At 45.8% G+C, this 16,857-nt stretch carries 15 protein-coding genes; 8 read left to right on the forward strand and 7 right to left on the reverse strand.

From position 1 onward, the window contains the following. Positions 1-218 precede the first annotated feature (218 nt). Positions 219-959 carry a 30S ribosomal protein S2 gene (gene rpsB / locus BUC30_RS11070; RefSeq protein WP_015731872.1) on the forward strand — a complete coding sequence of 247 codons (741 nt, stop codon included), beginning with the start codon at positions 219-221 and terminating at the stop codon, positions 957-959. A gap of 1 nt (position 960) precedes the next feature. Beyond that, entirely contained in the window at positions 961-1,842 is an 882-nt protein-coding gene (gene tsf, locus BUC30_RS11075) for a translation elongation factor Ts (protein ID WP_014545687.1), read from the forward strand. A 90-nt stretch (positions 1,843-1,932) separates the two neighbouring features. Here the strand turns inward: tsf and BUC30_RS11080 are convergent, their stop codons facing one another. The 3 genes from BUC30_RS11080 to BUC30_RS11090 form a co-directional block, all read right to left on the reverse strand. Next, on the reverse strand, positions 1,933-2,472 hold the full coding sequence (locus BUC30_RS11080; RefSeq protein ID WP_244536598.1) for a DUF4230 domain-containing protein: 540 nt from the start codon (positions 2,470-2,472) through the stop codon (positions 1,933-1,935). Between the two features lie 143 nt (positions 2,473-2,615). After that, on the reverse strand, positions 2,616-3,245 hold the full coding sequence (locus tag BUC30_RS11085; protein ID WP_073424915.1) for a GNAT family N-acetyltransferase: 630 nt from the start codon (positions 3,243-3,245) through the stop codon (positions 2,616-2,618). Positions 3,246-3,247: 2 nt separating this feature from the next. Next, a complete protein-coding gene (locus BUC30_RS11090) occupies positions 3,248-4,123 on the reverse strand; it encodes a TIGR02172 family protein (RefSeq protein WP_073424916.1) in 876 nt (291 codons plus the stop codon). 300 nt (positions 4,124-4,423) lie between these two features. Here BUC30_RS11090 and BUC30_RS11095 point away from each other — a divergent pair, with 300 nt between their 5' ends. The 3 genes from BUC30_RS11095 (at position 4,424) to BUC30_RS15820 (ending at position 8,471) form a co-directional block, all read left to right on the forward strand. Beyond that, complete coding sequence (locus BUC30_RS11095) at positions 4,424-5,380, forward strand: Abi family protein (protein ID WP_211518017.1); 957 nt, start codon at positions 4,424-4,426, stop codon at positions 5,378-5,380. A gap of 35 nt (positions 5,381-5,415) precedes the next feature. After that, a complete protein-coding gene (locus BUC30_RS11100) occupies positions 5,416-6,882 on the forward strand; it encodes an ATP-binding protein (RefSeq protein ID WP_073424918.1) in 1,467 nt (488 codons plus the stop codon). A gap of 410 nt (positions 6,883-7,292) precedes the next feature. After that, complete coding sequence (locus BUC30_RS15820) at positions 7,293-8,471, forward strand: FISUMP domain-containing protein (RefSeq protein WP_083555790.1); 1,179 nt, start codon at positions 7,293-7,295, stop codon at positions 8,469-8,471. Between the two features lie 131 nt (positions 8,472-8,602). Here the strand turns inward: BUC30_RS15820 and BUC30_RS11115 are convergent, their stop codons facing one another. From BUC30_RS11115 to BUC30_RS11125, 3 genes are read right to left on the reverse strand one after another with little or no spacing between them, the layout of a single operon-like run. Beyond that, positions 8,603-10,315, reverse strand: a complete 1,713-nt coding sequence (locus BUC30_RS11115) for an acyl-CoA dehydrogenase family protein (RefSeq protein WP_014545690.1) — start codon at positions 10,313-10,315, stop codon at positions 8,603-8,605. Positions 10,316-10,320: 5 nt separating this feature from the next. Further along, on the reverse strand, positions 10,321-11,346 hold the full coding sequence (locus BUC30_RS11120) for an electron transfer flavoprotein subunit alpha/FixB family protein (protein ID WP_014545689.1): 1,026 nt from the start codon (positions 11,344-11,346) through the stop codon (positions 10,321-10,323). 3 nt (positions 11,347-11,349) lie between these two features. Next, complete coding sequence (locus tag BUC30_RS11125) at positions 11,350-12,231, reverse strand: electron transfer flavoprotein subunit beta/FixA family protein (protein WP_073424921.1); 882 nt, start codon at positions 12,229-12,231, stop codon at positions 11,350-11,352. A gap of 495 nt (positions 12,232-12,726) precedes the next feature. On the opposite strand from BUC30_RS11125, the gene BUC30_RS11130 reads away from it, so the two are divergent. From BUC30_RS11130 to BUC30_RS11140, 3 genes are all read left to right on the forward strand, one after another. Further along, positions 12,727-13,293: a DNA-deoxyinosine glycosylase gene (locus tag BUC30_RS11130; RefSeq protein ID WP_073424922.1), complete on the forward strand. Its 567-nt coding sequence runs from the start codon at positions 12,727-12,729 to the stop codon at positions 13,291-13,293. Further along, the gene (locus BUC30_RS11135; protein WP_073424923.1) at positions 13,290-15,347 is read left to right on the forward strand and encodes an FISUMP domain-containing protein; all 2,058 of its coding nucleotides are present in this window, start codon (positions 13,290-13,292) and stop codon (positions 15,345-15,347) included. Before BUC30_RS11130 ends, BUC30_RS11135 begins: the two co-directional genes overlap by 4 nt. A gap of 287 nt (positions 15,348-15,634) precedes the next feature. Continuing rightward, positions 15,635-15,784 carry a hypothetical protein gene (locus BUC30_RS11140; RefSeq protein ID WP_244536599.1) on the forward strand — a complete coding sequence of 50 codons (150 nt, stop codon included), beginning with the start codon at positions 15,635-15,637 and terminating at the stop codon, positions 15,782-15,784. A gap of 601 nt (positions 15,785-16,385) precedes the next feature. On the opposite strand, the gene BUC30_RS11145 is transcribed toward BUC30_RS11140, so the two are convergent. Continuing rightward, a complete protein-coding gene (locus tag BUC30_RS11145; RefSeq protein ID WP_073424924.1) occupies positions 16,386-16,832 on the reverse strand; it encodes a hypothetical protein in 447 nt (148 codons plus the stop codon). Positions 16,833-16,857: the final 25 nt, after the last annotated feature.

Raw genomic sequence — 16,857 nt, forward strand, 5'->3', positions numbered from 1 at the left:
CCCCCTTTTTCCAGCATTTTCTCTCGTCCTCTAACTACTGCGTACTAGCCACTAACCACTAAAATTTCTATCTTTGCTCCCGTCCAAGCAATATCGCCTGGGCGTAAACAATCACCGGCTTGCAAGAGTCGCTTCGGTGGCGCGGTACAATTAATATTGACTTCGCTTTGTGGCTTAATTGCAGTCCGGGTAGTAACAACCGAAAAGGAAAATATACTATGGCTAATTTGCCTTCCGTCGAAGATCTGCTTGCTGCAGGCTCCCACTTTGGTCACCAGACTCAGCGCTGGAATCCGAAAATGAAACCGTACATCTTGGCAGAAAAGAACGGCATCTACGTTCTCAACCTCTCCAAGACTCGTGACCTCCTCGAAGAAGCTGCTAAGGCTGCTGCCAAGATTTCTGAATCTGGCAAGACCGTGCTCTTCGTTGGCACGAAGCCGACTGCACGTCAGTGCGTGCTCGACGCTGCTGCTACCTGCAACCAGTTCTCCGTCACCAACCGTTGGTTGGGCGGTATGCTCACGAACTTCCAGACTGTCCGCAAGTCCATCAAGAAGATCGACAAGATCGACACCATGGAACAGGACGGCACCTTCCAGGCTCTCTCCAAGAAGGAAGTCCTCGACAAGACTCGTGAACGCGCCAAGCTCCTCGACGTGTTCGGTGGTATCCGCGAAATGGTGAACCTCCCGGGCCTTCTCGTCGTGACCGACCTCGCTCACGAAAAGATCGCTGTTGCAGAAGCTCGCCGTCTCCACATTCCTATCATCGGCATCTGCGACACGAACGTCGATCCGACCCTCGTGGACTACCCGATTCCGGCAAACGACGACGCTGTGAAGTCCCTCAAGCTCATTGTGGACTACATCGCTGCTAACGTCAAGCCGCGCGTCGCTGCTGACAAGAAGGAATCCAAGGAAGAAGTGAAGAAGTTCGACAACGGCGAGGACAAGTAATATGCAGATTACCGCATCCCTCGTTAACGAACTCCGCCAGAAGACTGGCGTCGGCATGATGCAGTGCAAGAAGGCACTCGTCGAAACTGACGGTGACATGGACAAGGCCGTTGAACTCCTCCGCAAGCACGGTGCTGCTGTCGCTGCAAAGCGCGCAGACAAGGCTGCTAAGGAAGGCCGCGTTTACCTTATCGAAACTGCTGACAAGGCTGCCGCTTTCGAACTCACCTGCGAAACTGAACCGGTTTCCAACAACGACGACTTCGTTGCCCTCGCTGCTATGGCCACCAAGGCTGTTGAAACGCAGGATATCGCTTCCGTCGAAGATCTCAAGAACGCTGTCGTCGATGGCGTCAAGATCAATGACCGCCTCCAGGACGTCCTCGTGAAGATTCAGGAAAACATTGACTTCCGCAAGTTTGCAGAAATCAAGAAGGTCCCGAACTCCGTGTTTGGCGTTTACAGCCACATGAAGGGCAAGATCGGTGTTATCACTGAACTCGCTTTCGAAGGCTCTGCTGACGAAGCTGCTCTCAAGCAGGCTGCTAAGGACATCGCTATGCAGGCCGCTGCATTCGCTCCGGTTGCATTGAACGATGCTGCAGTTCCGGCTGAAACGATCGAAAAGGAAAAGGAAATTGCCAAGGCTCAGATCGAAGCTTCTGGCAAGCAGACCAAGCCTGAATTCATGCAGCGCCAGATTGATGGCCGCGTGGCTAAGGTCCTTAAGGAAATCGTTCTCGAAGACCAGGAATTCTTCATGTCTGAAAAGAACCCGAAGAAGCTCTCTGTCAAGGACTACCTCCAGGAAGTCGTTGCAAAGCAGCTCGGCCTTACCAGCTTGAAGGTCGTGAACTTCATCCGCTTCGAACGCGGTAACTAAGTTCGCCTGCTGTCATCCTGGAGCCTCGACAGAGGCGATAGGATCCAGACCGAAAATTAAATTGGTCGTCCCTCGCGGGGCGGCCAGTTTTTATTCGCGCTGTTCCAGATTGACCTTGTAGCCGTGTTCTATGGTTGTCCCGAGTCGCAACTGGATTAACTTCATCGCATGCTCGCGTGCTCTGCGCTTGAGCTCCTCGCTGTTTTCTTGCTCGTATTTCTTTTGTTCTAAAATAAAGAACTGCTTGAAGTCTTCAAAGCGGATATTGTTGAACCAGCCCTGCTTTTCCCAAAGAATCTGGATACTTTCGAAATCAATGCTGTGGCTCAGAATCTTGGGCTCCGGCAGATAAATGAAAATGTTCTGCGAGTTCGGTTCGACAAGAATCTTGATATCCTTCAAGTCATAACCCAGCTTGACATCGCCCTCATAAACAAGCGAAAATTCTTTGATGGACTTGTTGATTCTCCAGTCAGGCATGTATTCGAGAAGCTTTTTGGCGTCCTGGTAGTTCGCGTTTTTGCGGTAGTGGTGGTGGAGCGTCGCAAGCTCCGAAATCTCGCTAATTTGCTGCTCCACAAACTCGCTTGTGATGCTCGTCCGTTTTGTGTCGGAGTACAGCTTTTTCATGACAAGCGCAGTCGTTACACTTGTAACGCAAATGATGAGCAAAATTGCAATTATTTTTAGAGCGGGTTTCATGCTATAAATTTATGCAAAAAAGATGCGAAAGGTAAAGCTCATCGGTTTTTTCTTGTCATCATTTCTTTCGTCTATAGCGTCTTCTTCATGCTCCAGCTGCCGATTTTTCGGCCGTCGTGCTCGATTTCACATTCGTGGAAAACCTCGTATCCTCGCTTGCTGTAAAAAGCGAGGTTTTCTTTTGAATTTGTGAATAGCGCCAACTGCTTGCCGCCGCGTTCTCGTACATAATCTTCTATATAAGTTAAAAATTGCGAACCGACGCCCTGCCCCTGTGCAGATGGGTCTACTTCGAGCATGCTGAGATACCAGATGTCCGGCCCGGACTTCTGAAAATCGTGGCAAGGCTTGCTGGCGCCTTCGTCCATGGCCACGAATCCATTGATTTCGCTCCATTTCGTGTTAAGGTATACGCGCCAGAAACCGTGTATGATGTATTGGAATGCGGAAGGTTTCTTGAAGCCGGGTGCCTCCAGTGTTGCGCGGGCAACCAGCTTGCCGTCCCGATGCGCTGCCAGTAAATCTGCTTTTCCATAATTTGCTTTTAGGACGCAGTTCATAAAAATCTGCACCCCCTTTCGGCTTTTTTCTGCATCACGGAAATAGAGTGTGACATAGTCGTAATCCTCGTATGCCCTGGCCATAATTGCGCTCGCCTCGTCGAGTTCTTCGCGAGTCTGTAAACCGAATTCGAGTTTCATGGTTACTCCTTACCTGTGTCTGACTGGTCCAACATCTGAGTGAGAAGAGCGAAAAATTCCTCGGGCACATTTTTATGGAACGCTATTTCGAACATGTACGGAATTTTCGCTGCGGCAAATAGCGGAAGCCGGCGGGTCGCTTCTTCGATTTGCTGTTTGTCGTTAGTCCCGAGATAGGCCGTAAAGAAAATGTTCCAGTGGGTCTTCATCGTTTCTGACGGCAGATGAAATAGAAAGTCTAGTTTATCCGCATCTGGCATGTGTGCCAAGTTCCACATAAGTGCAAGGTCCCATTCCGGAGCTCCGTATCCGAACCCACCCAAGTCAATCCAGAGAGTCCTCTTTCCGTCAGTAATGGCGTTGCCAATCTGCAAATCGCCATGGAGGCAAGTCTCAGTATCTGGAACTTTATCCAAAAATTTCAGGATGCGCTTTCTGTAGTCTTCCGGTACGAAATCCTTTTCGGAATAGAACTGCGTAATCATCTGCTTGTAAGACTTGAGCCGCGAAGTATCTGCTTTTGTTGCGTGGAGCTCTCGTGCCATGCGTGCAAATTCCAAGGAAATCTCTTCTAGCCGTTCGGGCTCCTGCGAAATGATTCGCGAAAAAGAACGCTTGCCTTCAATGAGCTCGTACTCACCGCCAAAACGCTTGCCGTCCGTAATCAAACGAAACGGTTCCGGTGTAGAAATGCCCAACTCGAAAGCCGTCCGCGATGCCCAAAATTCATTTTTTATTGTGTTTGCGTCAAAGTCCGGATTGTACAACTTTGCAAGCGATTTACCGTTCTTGTGCGTGTACGCGAGCGCAGTCCCGCCTTCGCCCGTCTGGATGTAATCATTCAGATCAATCTTCTGAAATTCGTTGTTCGCTCCCATAAAATTTCTCCATCTATCTATAAAGCTATACATTTTTTCGCATAATAGCGCGTGAGAAGGAAACTTTTTGAAGGGGGAGGAATCCCCCTCGCTTCAGCCCCGACTTACAAGTGCAAAATGCGGCATGTCATGCCCGCCACCGAGCGGGCATCGCCTCTATCTGTCAAAAACACATCGTCGGGTCTTACGCTACCCCCACTGCGGGCTTCAGATGCCAGCCCGCAACGCCCGGCTTACCGCAACTTGTCCAGTTTTTTCCAAAATCAGACTTGTTTTAGCCTAGGTAAGTAGAATAGGTGCTTGCGTTTCCCCGATGAAAATTGTATATTTAGAGTAACAGGACCCCCCGCACCTCTCACTGATGTGTCCCAGGGGGGACATTTTTTTATGGAAATAAAAAAGGCGACATCTTATAGGGAGCAAGTAGAAAAAATCGAACAACGCGGCTGTTGTATCGAGAATGTTGATGATGCTGTTCGCTGCCTTGAATCCATAAATTATTATAGGTTGTCTGCATATTTCTTGCCGTTTAGAAAAGCTGATGGCTCTTATAATGCGGGAACGAGTTTTTCGAGAATTGTACAGATATATGAATTTGACCGATTGCTAAGAAGATCGCTTTTCTCGGCGCTTGAAGAAATCGAAATTTCCATGAGGGCGAGGCTCGCTTATTTCCATGCGCATAAGTACAGTCCTATCGGGTACTTGGATGCATCGATTTATTCACGTTCGCATAAGCACCAGAAATTCCTTGATACATTCAATAGGGAAGTAGGACATAGTACAAATGTTCCATTTGTGAAGCATCATCTAGATTGCTATGATGGTGTATTCCCTATTTGGGTGGCTGTGGAGTTGTTTTCGTTTGGTATGCTCTCCTATTTTTATGCCGACCTTGTCCTTGCGGACCAAAAGCACTTTGCAAGCGAGTATTATAAGACTGTCCCAAAGAATTTAAAAAGCTGGCTAAGGTGTGCGACCGACTTGCGGAATATTTGTGCTCATTATGGGCGGCTCTACTATAGAATCTTCTCCGCTATTCCTGCAAATATTGAGGAAGTAGAAGAAAAAGACGAACGCTCTCTTTGGGCGGTGTTCCTTGCAGTGCGGAATTTGTATCCGAATCCTAAAAAGTGGAACGAAGAATTCCTTCCATCAATTAAAGAATTGTTTGAAAAGTATTCGTCTGCAATTCAGTTGGAACACATTTCGTTCCCGGAAGATTGGGCAGAAAAAGCGATTGCTAAGGAAGAATAATCCTTGGTTTTATCGTGATAAATGGGAGGGGTGGAATGGAAATTTATAATCCAGGTTCCTTTTGTGGGAAGAATATATTGGTAACAGATACAATTAAACTTTCCGAAAGCGAATGCCAAAGTTTTTTCTCTCAGTTTAATTTTTTGGAGTTAGTAAGAAAAATTTGTAGTTTGTCTTCAAATTTGTTTCTATCTGAGAAGGTGGAACAGTTTAAAGACGTCCCGTATACAGATAGAACTTTGTGCGAGGCTGTTATTCTTGCTGCAAAATACGCAAGAAATGAAAAGTTGACAACTCCTACGGATGATGGCTTACGATTGGTGCTTCGTATTGCATCGGGAGAAGAAGAAAAGAATCTTCTAAAGCATTCGGATGCCCTTGAAATGATGACCCTAGTTTCTTATGAACAGTTTCGAGGCTCTCCTATGCATATGGTCTCTAGAGCTTGGTGCTTGTTTACAGATGCATGGCCGTCAAGAAATACCATTCAGCCTTTAACAGAAATCGAGTCTATTGTAGGAATATCTTATAGGTCAATTCTGTTTTTTGCTATGGCTGCGCTAAAAAATGGATACTTGTTTCCGTACGAAAATCCTTCTGAATTATCGTCTTTTTTCGGAGAAAATTTACAGGAAGATTCACATTTAAAGTTCTTGGATTATTTTTCCTCAAAGAAGGCTGAATGGATAAATAGAACCGTTCCTCCAGCTTATATAAGTAAGCCTATTTTGAATTCTGAAGAAATTCCTGTGGGAAAAAATAGGGTGGTTTACTTTGTCCCTGCCGTAAATTATTTGTATGCTCGGGTAACTACAGGAATATACCACGATTTATCCAATCACTATAATAATGGTGCTAAAAGGAATCTATTTCGAGAGGAATTTGGTTATGCTTTCGAAAATTATGTAGGGATGCTATTAGATTATTATCTAACATCGTTTGAAATATCTAGAGAAATTGTTTATGGAAAGCGGCAAAATAAAACGGTAGACTTTTTTTTGAAAAAAGATAATGAATTGGTTCTTGTTGAGGTTAAACAATCTGGTATTTTTTCAAACGCGAAGTTTCTAGGTGATCATCGTTGTGCTTCGAATAACTTAAAAAATAGTGTTGGTAAAGCCATCGAGCAAATTAGAGTGACCAAGAATTTGATGGCAAATGGCTTGCTAGAATTGTCTGCATACAAGAATTGCAATGTAGTTCACAGTCTGGTTGTTCTATATGATCATTTGTATAACGCAAATAGTATATGTAAGGATTTGCTGAAATCTGAATATGGAAAACTAGATGATGTAAGTATCATAAACATTTCTGAATTAGAATCTTTTCTTGATTTGCAAAATCAAAACCAAGATTTCATTGAAATTCTAAAAAACAAGGCCGTTAATTACCCAACATATGATTTTAACGAATTGTGGGCTCATGCGTATAAGGATCGTATTGACAATAAGACTTTTTTAAAAAAGTATTACAAGCAGGTTGAGCCTACAAAAAAGAGATAGATGTGGGTGACTTAATTGCTAATTAAGCCGTAGTAAACCCAAACTAGTCTAATTAGGAATATTATCTGGTAGCTCTATATGATATGTTTTTCTTAATTTTAGAGCATTCTCGTTTGAAAAAAGGCTTTTTATCGTGAAAAAAGAGTTATATTAGGATTGTAAACTTTTTAGAGGTGTTTTTATAAGGTAATTTTGTTTTTGACATTTCTTGAGCTTTGCTCCTGGCTCTCTGAATCGAAATCAGCAAATTTCAAGCACTTGAGAAAAGGGATGCGAACGCTCACGTCCAGTAATGGGCGTGGGTCGTTTGTGTTTATCAAGTGCAGGTTTTGCTGAACCTCGATTCGGATAAACATGAACGTTTCCCACGTCTTTTTTTTGAATTTATCCATTTTGTAGGGAGGTATGTTATGAAGATAGCGTGTGTCTTTTGGTTGGTTGGAGTTTTCTGTTTCGTTGCGTGCGGCAATGATTCCAACGCTAATGTAACTGCTTCGCAAACAAATAATTCAGTATGCATTGAAGGCTCTCAGACAGATATTGATGGAATCAGATATATATGTCGTAATGACGTATTCGTTCCATTGCAAAATAATTTGCCTACTTGTTCTGTGGGAAGTGTTATGCAAGATCCACAGGGGAATGCTTATACCTGTCAAAATGGAAATTGGCAATTGATGGATCCTTTTTCTTTTAGTTACAGTTCAATTGCTACTTCCTATTCATCATCATCAATTATTCCTAATCAAATTTCTAGTAGTACTGTAATGAGTAGTGCATTCGAATCTTCATATTGCTACTATCTAACGAAAAATCATGATTGCATTCCTGTTTCAACTATTTTTTCTAAAGTGGTAAATAAAAATGGAGAGAGTGTTTATGATAGAAAAAGTAATACCCTCAAGGATTTAAGGGATAATCAGGTGTACAAGACTGTAACAATTGGCAGCCAAATTTGGATGGCGGAAAACTTGAAATTGGATTATGATTATGGCACTGCTAAGAGTTTTTGTTTTAATTACATATCTGATAGTTGTGAATCATTAGGACATCTATATACATATTCGGCTGCTATTGATAGTGCGGGTATATTTAGTTCTCAGACTGCGGGGTGTGGAAGTGGGGTTGCTAAATGTGTATCAACATTGATTGTTGATACAATAGAAATACGTGGAATATGCCCCAAAGGATGGCATGTTCCTAGCTTAAACGAATGGTCTACACTTGTAAAAGTTGCGGGAGGTGGGGCGGCAGATGGTGGTGTGGAAAGCTATGCCGCTGGATCTATTGCTTTGAAATCGAAAAATGGTTGGATTGATAATGGAAATGGAAGTGATAAATTTGGATTTAATGTCAAACCATCGGGCTTTAAATACAGCTTTAATGACTGGGGTACTTTTGAACCATTTGATTATTATGGTGAACGGGCTGAGTTTTGGACGACCTATCGTCAAACAAAGTGGAATACAGAAACTGCGAGTTTTAATGCCAAAGATGTTTCGCAAACATCGAATTCGTATTTTACTTTTTCCGTTACAATGACTGATGATAATGGAGTGTCGTTGCGTTGCTTAAAAAATAAAGATTGAGTAAAAGAAAATTGCAAACAAAGAACCTCGGTTCATCACCGAGGTTCTTTTAGCGTTTAAATCCTTCGACTTCGTGCCTCACGGCACTCCGCTCAGGATGACACCGGGGGGTTTACACGCCCCGCTATCAGTTAAGCCTGCTTGTAGCTTTCGAGCGATTCCACGCGAAGGCTCTTCACAAAGTTGTAGTGCTTTGCGACTTCGGCTTCGGCGAGGTTCAAGTACACCTTCATGCTCTTGTCGAACAGTTCCGGTGCCTTGGTAGCGTCGCGGAGGAGCAACTGGGTCATCACGCAGTTGGCGGCGAGTTCGTACAAGTGACGGCTGCAGAGGTCGGTGAATTCGTTGTTTTCAACGGACTTCACGTATTCAATAGCTTCGTTGTACTTTTCGTCCATAGCCTTGGCGCGAGCCTTGAGGCTTTCGTATTCCGGGCGAACGTCCATGGCTTCGAGTTCTTCGAGCATGAGGCCGTAGCTGCCGGTGGTGATGTGCGGAAGTGCTGCAACCGTCTGGAGCTGCGTCGTACCTTCGTAAATGGAGGTAATACGAGCGTCGCGGTAGAGGCGCTGGCAAGCGTATTCAAGCATGTAGCCCGAACCGCCGTGAACCTGGATACAGTCGTAGCTGTTCTGGTTTGCGTATTCGGAGTTCATGCCCTTGGCGAGCGGTGTGCAAGCGGAAGCGAGCTTCTGGTAAAGCTTGAGTTCCTTCTTTTCGTCGTCGGTGAGCTTGCGGGTGCGTTCGATGTCTTCGAGGCACTTGTAGATATCGACGTAACGAGCTGTCTGGTACAAGAGGGCGCGGCCTGCGTCAAGGCGAGCCTTGATGTTGGAAATCATCTCGTACACGGCCGGGAAGTTCACGATAGCCTGACCGAACTGCTTACGGTCCTTGGCGTAGGCGAGAGCTTCGTTGTAGGCCATCTGGCTGATACCCACAGACTGAGCGGCAATGCCGAGGCGTGCGCCGTTCATGAGGGCCATCACGTACTTGATGAGACCGAACTTGCGGCGGCCGCAGAGTTCAGCCTTCGCGTTCTTGTAGACAAGTTCGCAAGTCGGGCTTCCGTGAATACCGAGCTTGTTTTCGATGCGGCGAACGTCAACGCCACCGTCACGCTTGTCGTAAATGAACATGGAAAGACCACGACCATCGTGCGTGCCTTCTTCGGAGCGGGCGAGCACCAGGTGGATGTCGGAGTCGCCGTTCGTGATGAAGCGCTTCACGCCGTTCAAGTACCAGCACTTGTCAGCTTCGCTGTAGGTGGCCTTGAGCATCACGCGCTGCAAGTCAGAACCTGCATCCGGTTCGGTCAAGTCCATGGACATCGTCTCGCCGGCGCAGATGCGCGGGATGAAACGGGAACGCTGGTCTTCGTCGCCGAATTCATAGAGCGTTTCAATGCAGTCCTGGAGGGACCAAATGTTCTCGAAACCGGCGTCTGCAGAGGCGATCATTTCGTTGATGGCCGTGTAGGCGGTAATCGGGAAGTTGAGACCGCCAAAGCGTCGCGGCATCGTGACACCGTTGAGGCCAGCCTTGCGGGTGGCTTCGAGGTTTTCGTAGGTCTTGGATGCGTAGCGGACGCGGCCGTTTTCGCAGTGCGGACCTTCGGCATCCACGTCTTCGGAGTTCGGGAAGACCGTGTTTGCGGTGATGTCGCCAGCGACTTCGAGTACGCGGTTGTAGTTGTCCATAGCGTCGGCAAAATCTTCCGGCGCATAGTCGAAATTGTCCTTGTCAGCAAAGCCGTTTTCCTTGAGCTCGACAATGCGCTGCATCAAGGGGCTGCTTTCGAGGTTGAATTTAATCTCGGGGTGATCTGTGTAGAAATTTGCCATAGCGCTTACTTGTTGTTTGCCTTGTAATACTTGATCATCTTCGGGAGAACTTCTTCGACGGTGCCGTTGATCACGTAATCAGCGATAGCGTTGATCGGAGCTTCGGGGTCGGAGTTCACGGAGATGATGATACCTGAATCCTGCATGCCAGCGAGGTGCTGGATCTGGCCGGAAATACCGAAAGCGATATAGACCTTCGGGCGGACCGTCACGCCAGTCTGACCGATCTGACGGTCATGATCGACGAAACCTGCGTCCACAGCGGCGCGGCTAGCACCGACTTCAGCGTGGAGTTCCTTGGCAAGTTCGAACAGCATGTCGAAGTTTTCCTTGGAGCCCATGCCGTAACCACCGGCCACCACGATTGGGGCGCCCTTGAGGTTGTGCTTGGCCTTTTCCACATGGCGTTCGAGCACCTTGACCACGTATTCCGTTTCCGGAACGTACTTGGCCACGTCGTGCTTCACGACTTCGCCCTTGTAGTTCGGATCGACGATTTCCTTCTTCATCACGCCTTCGCGGACGGTTGCCATCTGCGGGCGGTGTTCCGGGTTCACAATCGTTGCGACGATGTTACCACCGAATGCCGGACGGATTTGGCAGAGCTGGTTTTCGTAGAACTTCTTCACGCCACCGATGCTCATTTCAAAGCTGTCAATTTCGAGTTCGGTACAGTCAGCGGTAAGGCCGCTGTGCATGGCGCTGGAGATGCGCGGGCCGAGGTCACGGCCGATAACCGTTGCACCGAGCAAGCAAATCTGCGGCTGTTCTTCCTTGAAGAGGTTCACCACGAGAGAAGCGTGCGGGTTGGTGGTGTAAGGGAACAGGCCTTCGGCGTCGAACACATGAACCTTGTCCACACCGTAAGGGAAAACCTGTTTTTCAATGCCATCAAGGCCCTTGCCGGCGCAAATGCACTCGAGCTGAACGCCGAGAGTGTTGGCCAACTTGCGACCCTTAGAAAGCAGTTCAAGGGAAACGTCAACGACGGTGGTTCCCTCAATTTCGCAATATACAAATACGTTATTCATAGGTTAGCCAATAATCTTCCCGTCTAAAAGTTCCTTGATAAGTCCTTCAATGTCGGCGTCGCTTGCGGAGAGCGTGCGGCTTTCCTTGGCCTTGAACACGATGTTCTTGACGGCCTTCACGTTCGTCGGCGAGCCTGCCTTACCGATCTGAGCCGGGTCGGCATCGATATCGGCTGCACCCCACTGCGGGATGTCGAGGTAGGGCTTCTTAGCGATGAGAGCTGCGTACTTGTCTGCATCTTCCGGCTTGCGTTCGGCAACTGCAGTAGCGTTCTTGAACTTCATGATGCGCTTTGCATTGCGCGGACGGCACGGAGCTGCACTGCCGTTCACGGTCACGACCAGCGGGAGCGGTGCTTCCACAGTTTCGACACCACCGTCGATGTGGCGGCGGATCACGACCTTGCGTGCCTGTTCGTCGAGCTTCAAGATTTCTTCGGCGTAAGTGACCTGAGTAAGTCCGAGCTTTTCTGCAATCTGCGGACCGACCTGTGCGGTATCGCCGTCGATAGCCTGGCGGCCACCGAGGATAATGTCGTAGTCACCGATCTTCTTCACTGCCTGGGCGAGCGTGTAGCTCGTAGCGAGCGTGTCAGCACCACCGAGCGGGCGGTCTGTCACGACGTAACCGCAGTCAGCACCGCGGTACAAAGCTTCGCGGACGACTTCGGCAGACTTCGGGAGACCCATGGTCAACACGGAGATGGTGGAACCAGGGAACAGGTCCTTCAAACGAAGGGCTTGCTCCAGGGCGTTCAGGTCTTCGGGGTTGAAGACCGCGGGCAATGCGGCACGATTGATAGTACCCTGCGGCGTCATGGCGTCCGGGCCTACGTTTCGTGTATCAGGTACTTGCTTTGCAAGCACAACGATTTTAAGACTCATATTACTATAGTGTTTTAATTTAACGGTTAATTGAAAATCCTGCTACTCTGCAAAATTTTACAAGCTACAAGATAGATTTATTAAGCCCGCCGGATTTCTGAATATGCTCCGAACGGGCCGAAAATAACTCCATTTTAAGATTTGTGTAATGATTTTGTAATAAATAATTTTGGCTAGGTGGGGGAGACCTCCCCCTGATTGCAGCCTTGCCCTAATATCATATTGCATCTGATGCAAAATTCAAGTGTCACCCTGAGCGAAGTGCGAAGCACGGAGTCGAATGGGTCCAGTAAAGTTCTAATAGCGGACATGGGGCAAGTCTTCCATCACATCACGCCTAGGGGCTCTGCCCCTAAAACCCTGAAACGTTAGGATCTTGTAAAAAAGACCTTGAAAATAGGAGAAATTGACAAAATTACTTGCAATTGTAACAAGAAATTTTACTTTTGAGCGTAAGAAAATTAGCAAGTCTTGTAAAACGAGAAAAAGGTTTTTATGTCAAACGAAGAAAAAATAGGTTTAGCACCGCTCGTTGTCGGTACGTCAAAGATTTTGGTTTTAGGTTCGCTTCCTGGTAACAAAACGATTCAGGCAAATAAAACAAGCGATAGTGAGGATGTTCAAGAGAATTCTGTGCCTAAGTACTATTGCAGTTCATCGAATAGATTTTGGAAAGTTGTTGCTGCATTACAAGGTGAAAAAACTGTTCCTGTTGAATATTCTGAGAAGATAAAACTCTTGGCTTCTGTTGGCATCGCTCTTTGGGATGTCTATAAAAGAGCTCTTCGTGAAGATTCGTTAGACAAGAATATTAGAAAGGGAGAAATCAACAACTTTTCCGAATTGGTCGAATTGCTCAATGAAAACCCTGGTATTCATACGATTGTGTTTAATGGCAAAAAGGCTTCTAAGGCTTTTTCAGAAAAAATTAGGTATAAATTGCTAGCTGAACTGAAGAATCGTCCAATTAAGTTTTTGTCGCTTCCCAGTACTTCGGGTGCAAACAGAATGAAAACTGATGTCTTGATTCAGGAATGGCTTGGTAAGTTGGAGAATGTATGAAAAGATTAGTTTTGCTTGGTGCTTCCGCTTTATTTTTGTTGTCCGCTTGCGGCGGAGATTCTGATTCGACAACCAGCCCAGCAAAAAGCAGTTCTGCTGATATGGAAGTGGCGACTTATGAAATGTTGCCGAGCTGTGCCGAAAAAAGGGAAGGTAAGACCGCCTATGTGAAAGATCAGGATCAGGGGTATATTTGCCAAAATGAAAAGTGGGTGGAAAGCGACGATGCTGTAGATGTTTATCCATCATCTACAAGTGCATCTGTAGAGAAGCCTTCTGCAAAGATGGGAACTCTAAAAGATTCACGAGATGGTCAGACTTACAAAACTGTGACCATCGGCTCTCAGACATGGATGGCGGAGAACCTGAATTATCAAGTTGCGGGAAGCTATTGCTACGATGATAATCCTGCGAATTGCTCTAAGTATGGAAGGCTGTATGAATATGGTGCTGCGGAAAATAGCTGCCCGTCCGGTTGGCACTTGCCAAGCAAGGATGAATGGTGGACTTTATTTGACTTGGTGAATAAGACCTATCCGGATAGTGCAACATATTCACTTTGGGCTAAAGGATTTAAGAATTGGCCTCAAGCGTTCGATGCCTTTGGCTTTTCTATCGTGCCTGCAGGGGAACGTAGATATAAAGAAGATGTTCTTCGTGGGCTCGGTTATTATCGTAGTCTAGATGAAATTGCCTTTTTCCAAGTGCGGGAACCCTCTTGTAAAGAATATTGTCATTTGGTGTGCATGAGTGATAGTTGCGATGGTACCTTCTTGGCGAATAATTCCCATGGCGAAGGTGATGCCTTTTCTGTTCGTTGTCTGAAGGACTGTGATGATTCAAAAAGTTCGTCCAATTCCGATAATAAAAATTCGGCAAAGATGGGAACTTTAAAAGATTCACGAGATGGTCAGACATACAAGACAGTGCAAATTGGCGATCAAGTATGGATGGCTGAAAATCTGAACTTTAAAACGGACTCTAGTTTTTGCTATAATGATTCTGCCGAGTATTGCTCAAAGTACGGCCGTCTATACAAATGGGCGGCGGCGGTCGGTAAATCCGAGAACGAATGTGGCTATGGCTATGCATGTTCTTTGCCATCGGGTAATATCCAAGGTGTTTGTCCTACAGGTTGGCACTTGCCTTCGGAAAGAGAATGGGAATATTTGATGACAGCCGTCGGTGGATGCAGAATTGCGTACGACGCTCTCGAGTCCACTTCTAATGATGGAACGGATGCTTTTTCTTTTTCAGCGTTGCCTGCTGGCTACAGGAATGACAAGGGAAATTATTATTACGCGGGCCGTTCTGTGGAATCCTTCTGGAGTTCTATGGAGTCCGATAAGGAAAGTGCGTACAGCTTTGGGTGGTGTGGAGACGGCCAGACATGCCTGAGCAAAAATGCACGCAAGAACTCTGGTTACTCAGTTCGTTGTCTTAAAGATAATCATGATTTAAAAAGTTCGTCCAGTTCCGATATAAAAAATTCGATTAAGATGGGAACTCTAAAAGACTCCCGCGATGGTCAGACGTACAAGACTGTGACTATTGGCTCGCAGACCTGGATGGCTCAGAACTTAAACTACGAATCAGCCAACAGTTTCTGCTACAACGATGACGCGGCAAACTGCTCCAAGTACGGTCGTCTTTACACGTGGGCTGTGGCGACTTGTATTTGTCCAGAGGGCTGGCATCTGCCGGCTGTTACTGAATGGGGCACCCTGCTCAATGCTGTGGGTGGAACATCGACCGCAGTCAAGGTTCTCAAGTCCTCATCTGGTTGGAATTACAATAGTGACAATGGTACGGATGAGTTCTCGTTCTCTGCGCTGCCTGCTGGCTCCAGAAGGCATTATGGAGAAAAATACATCTATAACAACAGTGAGGGACTCAGCGCGAACTTTTGGAGTTCTACAGAGTCTACTGTGTACTGCAATAACTGTAGCGATAATAGCCGGTACGGTCTGAACTTGGGGTCTTACAATGACGATGCATACCTAAGCCTCGAAAATGAGGACGACGGGCTTTCTGTTCGTTGTCTAAAGGACTAGCAATGAGGCGGATGCTGTGCAGAAATGCTTGCATTTCTGCATTGCTGAGTTGAAAATCGGTATATGGAAATGCTACAAATCGTTAATTTCTAGGAAAAAAGTTTTCAGTATAGTGAAAACTTTTTTAGTTTTTGGTAAAAGTTTTCAGTAGAAACGCTCTATAGGAGAGGGAATTTCCTCACGCAAAAAATCATAAAAGCCTTTATCATGGAAAAATGTAGTCGTGACGTGCCCCCTTGATTTCTCATAATCACGATCGTATGTTTTCATAGCGCAGGAGACTTGTTATGTCTATCGAATGTTGTGAAAAACAGATGGTTAAGCTAGAACTGTATTCAAAGCTTGCTGAAGCTATTTCTGAAATTGAACAGGGTGCAGAAGGAGTTGATGCTGAAAAATTCTTGAAGGATTTGATGGATAGCCCAAAGATATTTTAATTTGGCAAGAAAGTTGCATTCATTTTGCTAACAGTTGTTTGCAAAATGAACGGTCTGCAGCTCGACCCCTTGCTTTGCAAAAATCCTTTTGGTATATTATGAACACGCCGGTTTGTTAGAGCGTTGCCGGGCTTTCACCTGTTTAGTGTTAGCTCCAGAGTTAATATATTCACCTTCAAAATAAGGATAAGGCTATGGCTATTCGTTGCAAACCGGCAAGATTCCCCAATTGTAAGCCAGTTGTGGTGCCACCTTCGCAGGTTGAAAGGGTCTTGAAGTACCTTAGGGGCGAAATAAAAGTTCCTGTGGTAGACCGTCCGATTATAGACAAGCCTGACGATCGTTAATCCGCTTTCAATGCGAGACTCGTCAAAGTTGCGAAATTCCGCGAGCGCCCCCATGTCCGAATTTCTTCTCGTATAAAGCGAGCCCGGATTTTTTCATGTATTCTTTTTCAGAGATGGTCTTTTCTCCGGCAACAATTTCGGATTCTTTCTTCTTGAAAACGAATCCTTCTGAATCTTTTACATATACATATGGCATATTAAACATTTTTTCAGGTGGAATTTCGACTTTTTCAGCCCTAGTAGTACCATTAAACCTAACTCTTTGCTAATGCAAAAAGATGATTGAATCTGTTTTTTGCTTTATTTAGCCATTTTGAGATTTCTGTTTCGTTTGCTATTTTTGCTAGCTCTCTTTTGAAATCACTGAAATAAATTGAAGCGTTGTCTAAATCTTTCTCAACAAGGAATGTGAGATTTTCGTTGTCTTCGGAATCGATTTTTATGTGTAGTATCGCAGAAAATCTGAAAAAACCTTGTCCTTGAAATAAGACTTCTTTAACTTTATACAGATGGACATTTCCTTTTATTATTTTGGAAACGCCTGCATCTAGGACTGATGTATGCTCATGGACAATAATCCAATTATTTGCGTATTTGCTGTTTAGTAAAGCTATGTCTCGAACTTTATTTGCTTCGTAAACAGTTTCCAATTCTTTATTGAGCTTGTTGATGTCGGCTTTTATTTCTTCTAGTGTTCTCATTTGTTATACCAATCAGATGTATGAT

It is taken from the genome of Fibrobacter sp. UWB7, assembly GCF_900142945.1.
Classification (GTDB): Bacteria; Fibrobacterota; Fibrobacteria; order Fibrobacterales; family Fibrobacteraceae; genus Fibrobacter.

Coding starts and splice junctions, on each gene's coding strand:
- BUC30_RS11145 (WP_073424924.1), bottom strand. CDS start 16,832: ATGAGAACACTAGAAGAAATAAAAGCCGACATCAACAAGCTCAATAAA.
- BUC30_RS11125 (WP_073424921.1), bottom strand. CDS start 12,231: ATGAGTCTTAAAATCGTTGTGCTTGCAAAGCAAGTACCTGATACACGA.
- BUC30_RS11140 (WP_244536599.1), top strand. CDS start 15,635: ATGTCTATCGAATGTTGTGAAAAACAGATGGTTAAGCTAGAACTGTAT.
- rpsB (WP_015731872.1), top strand. CDS start 219: ATGGCTAATTTGCCTTCCGTCGAAGATCTGCTTGCTGCAGGCTCCCAC.
- BUC30_RS15820 (WP_083555790.1), top strand. CDS start 7,293: ATGAAGATAGCGTGTGTCTTTTGGTTGGTTGGAGTTTTCTGTTTCGTT.
- BUC30_RS11090 (WP_073424916.1), bottom strand. CDS start 4,123: ATGGGAGCGAACAACGAATTTCAGAAGATTGATCTGAATGATTACATC.
- BUC30_RS11130 (WP_073424922.1), top strand. CDS start 12,727: ATGTCAAACGAAGAAAAAATAGGTTTAGCACCGCTCGTTGTCGGTACG.
- BUC30_RS11085 (WP_073424915.1), bottom strand. CDS start 3,245: ATGAAACTCGAATTCGGTTTACAGACTCGCGAAGAACTCGACGAGGCG.
- BUC30_RS11135 (WP_073424923.1), top strand. CDS start 13,290: ATGAAAAGATTAGTTTTGCTTGGTGCTTCCGCTTTATTTTTGTTGTCC.
- BUC30_RS11115 (WP_014545690.1), bottom strand. CDS start 10,315: ATGGCAAATTTCTACACAGATCACCCCGAGATTAAATTCAACCTCGAA.
- tsf (WP_014545687.1), top strand. CDS start 961: ATGCAGATTACCGCATCCCTCGTTAACGAACTCCGCCAGAAGACTGGC.
- BUC30_RS11100 (WP_073424918.1), top strand. CDS start 5,416: ATGGAAATTTATAATCCAGGTTCCTTTTGTGGGAAGAATATATTGGTA.
- BUC30_RS11120 (WP_014545689.1), bottom strand. CDS start 11,346: ATGAATAACGTATTTGTATATTGCGAAATTGAGGGAACCACCGTCGTT.
- BUC30_RS11080 (WP_244536598.1), bottom strand. CDS start 2,472: ATGAAAAAGCTGTACTCCGACACAAAACGGACGAGCATCACAAGCGAG.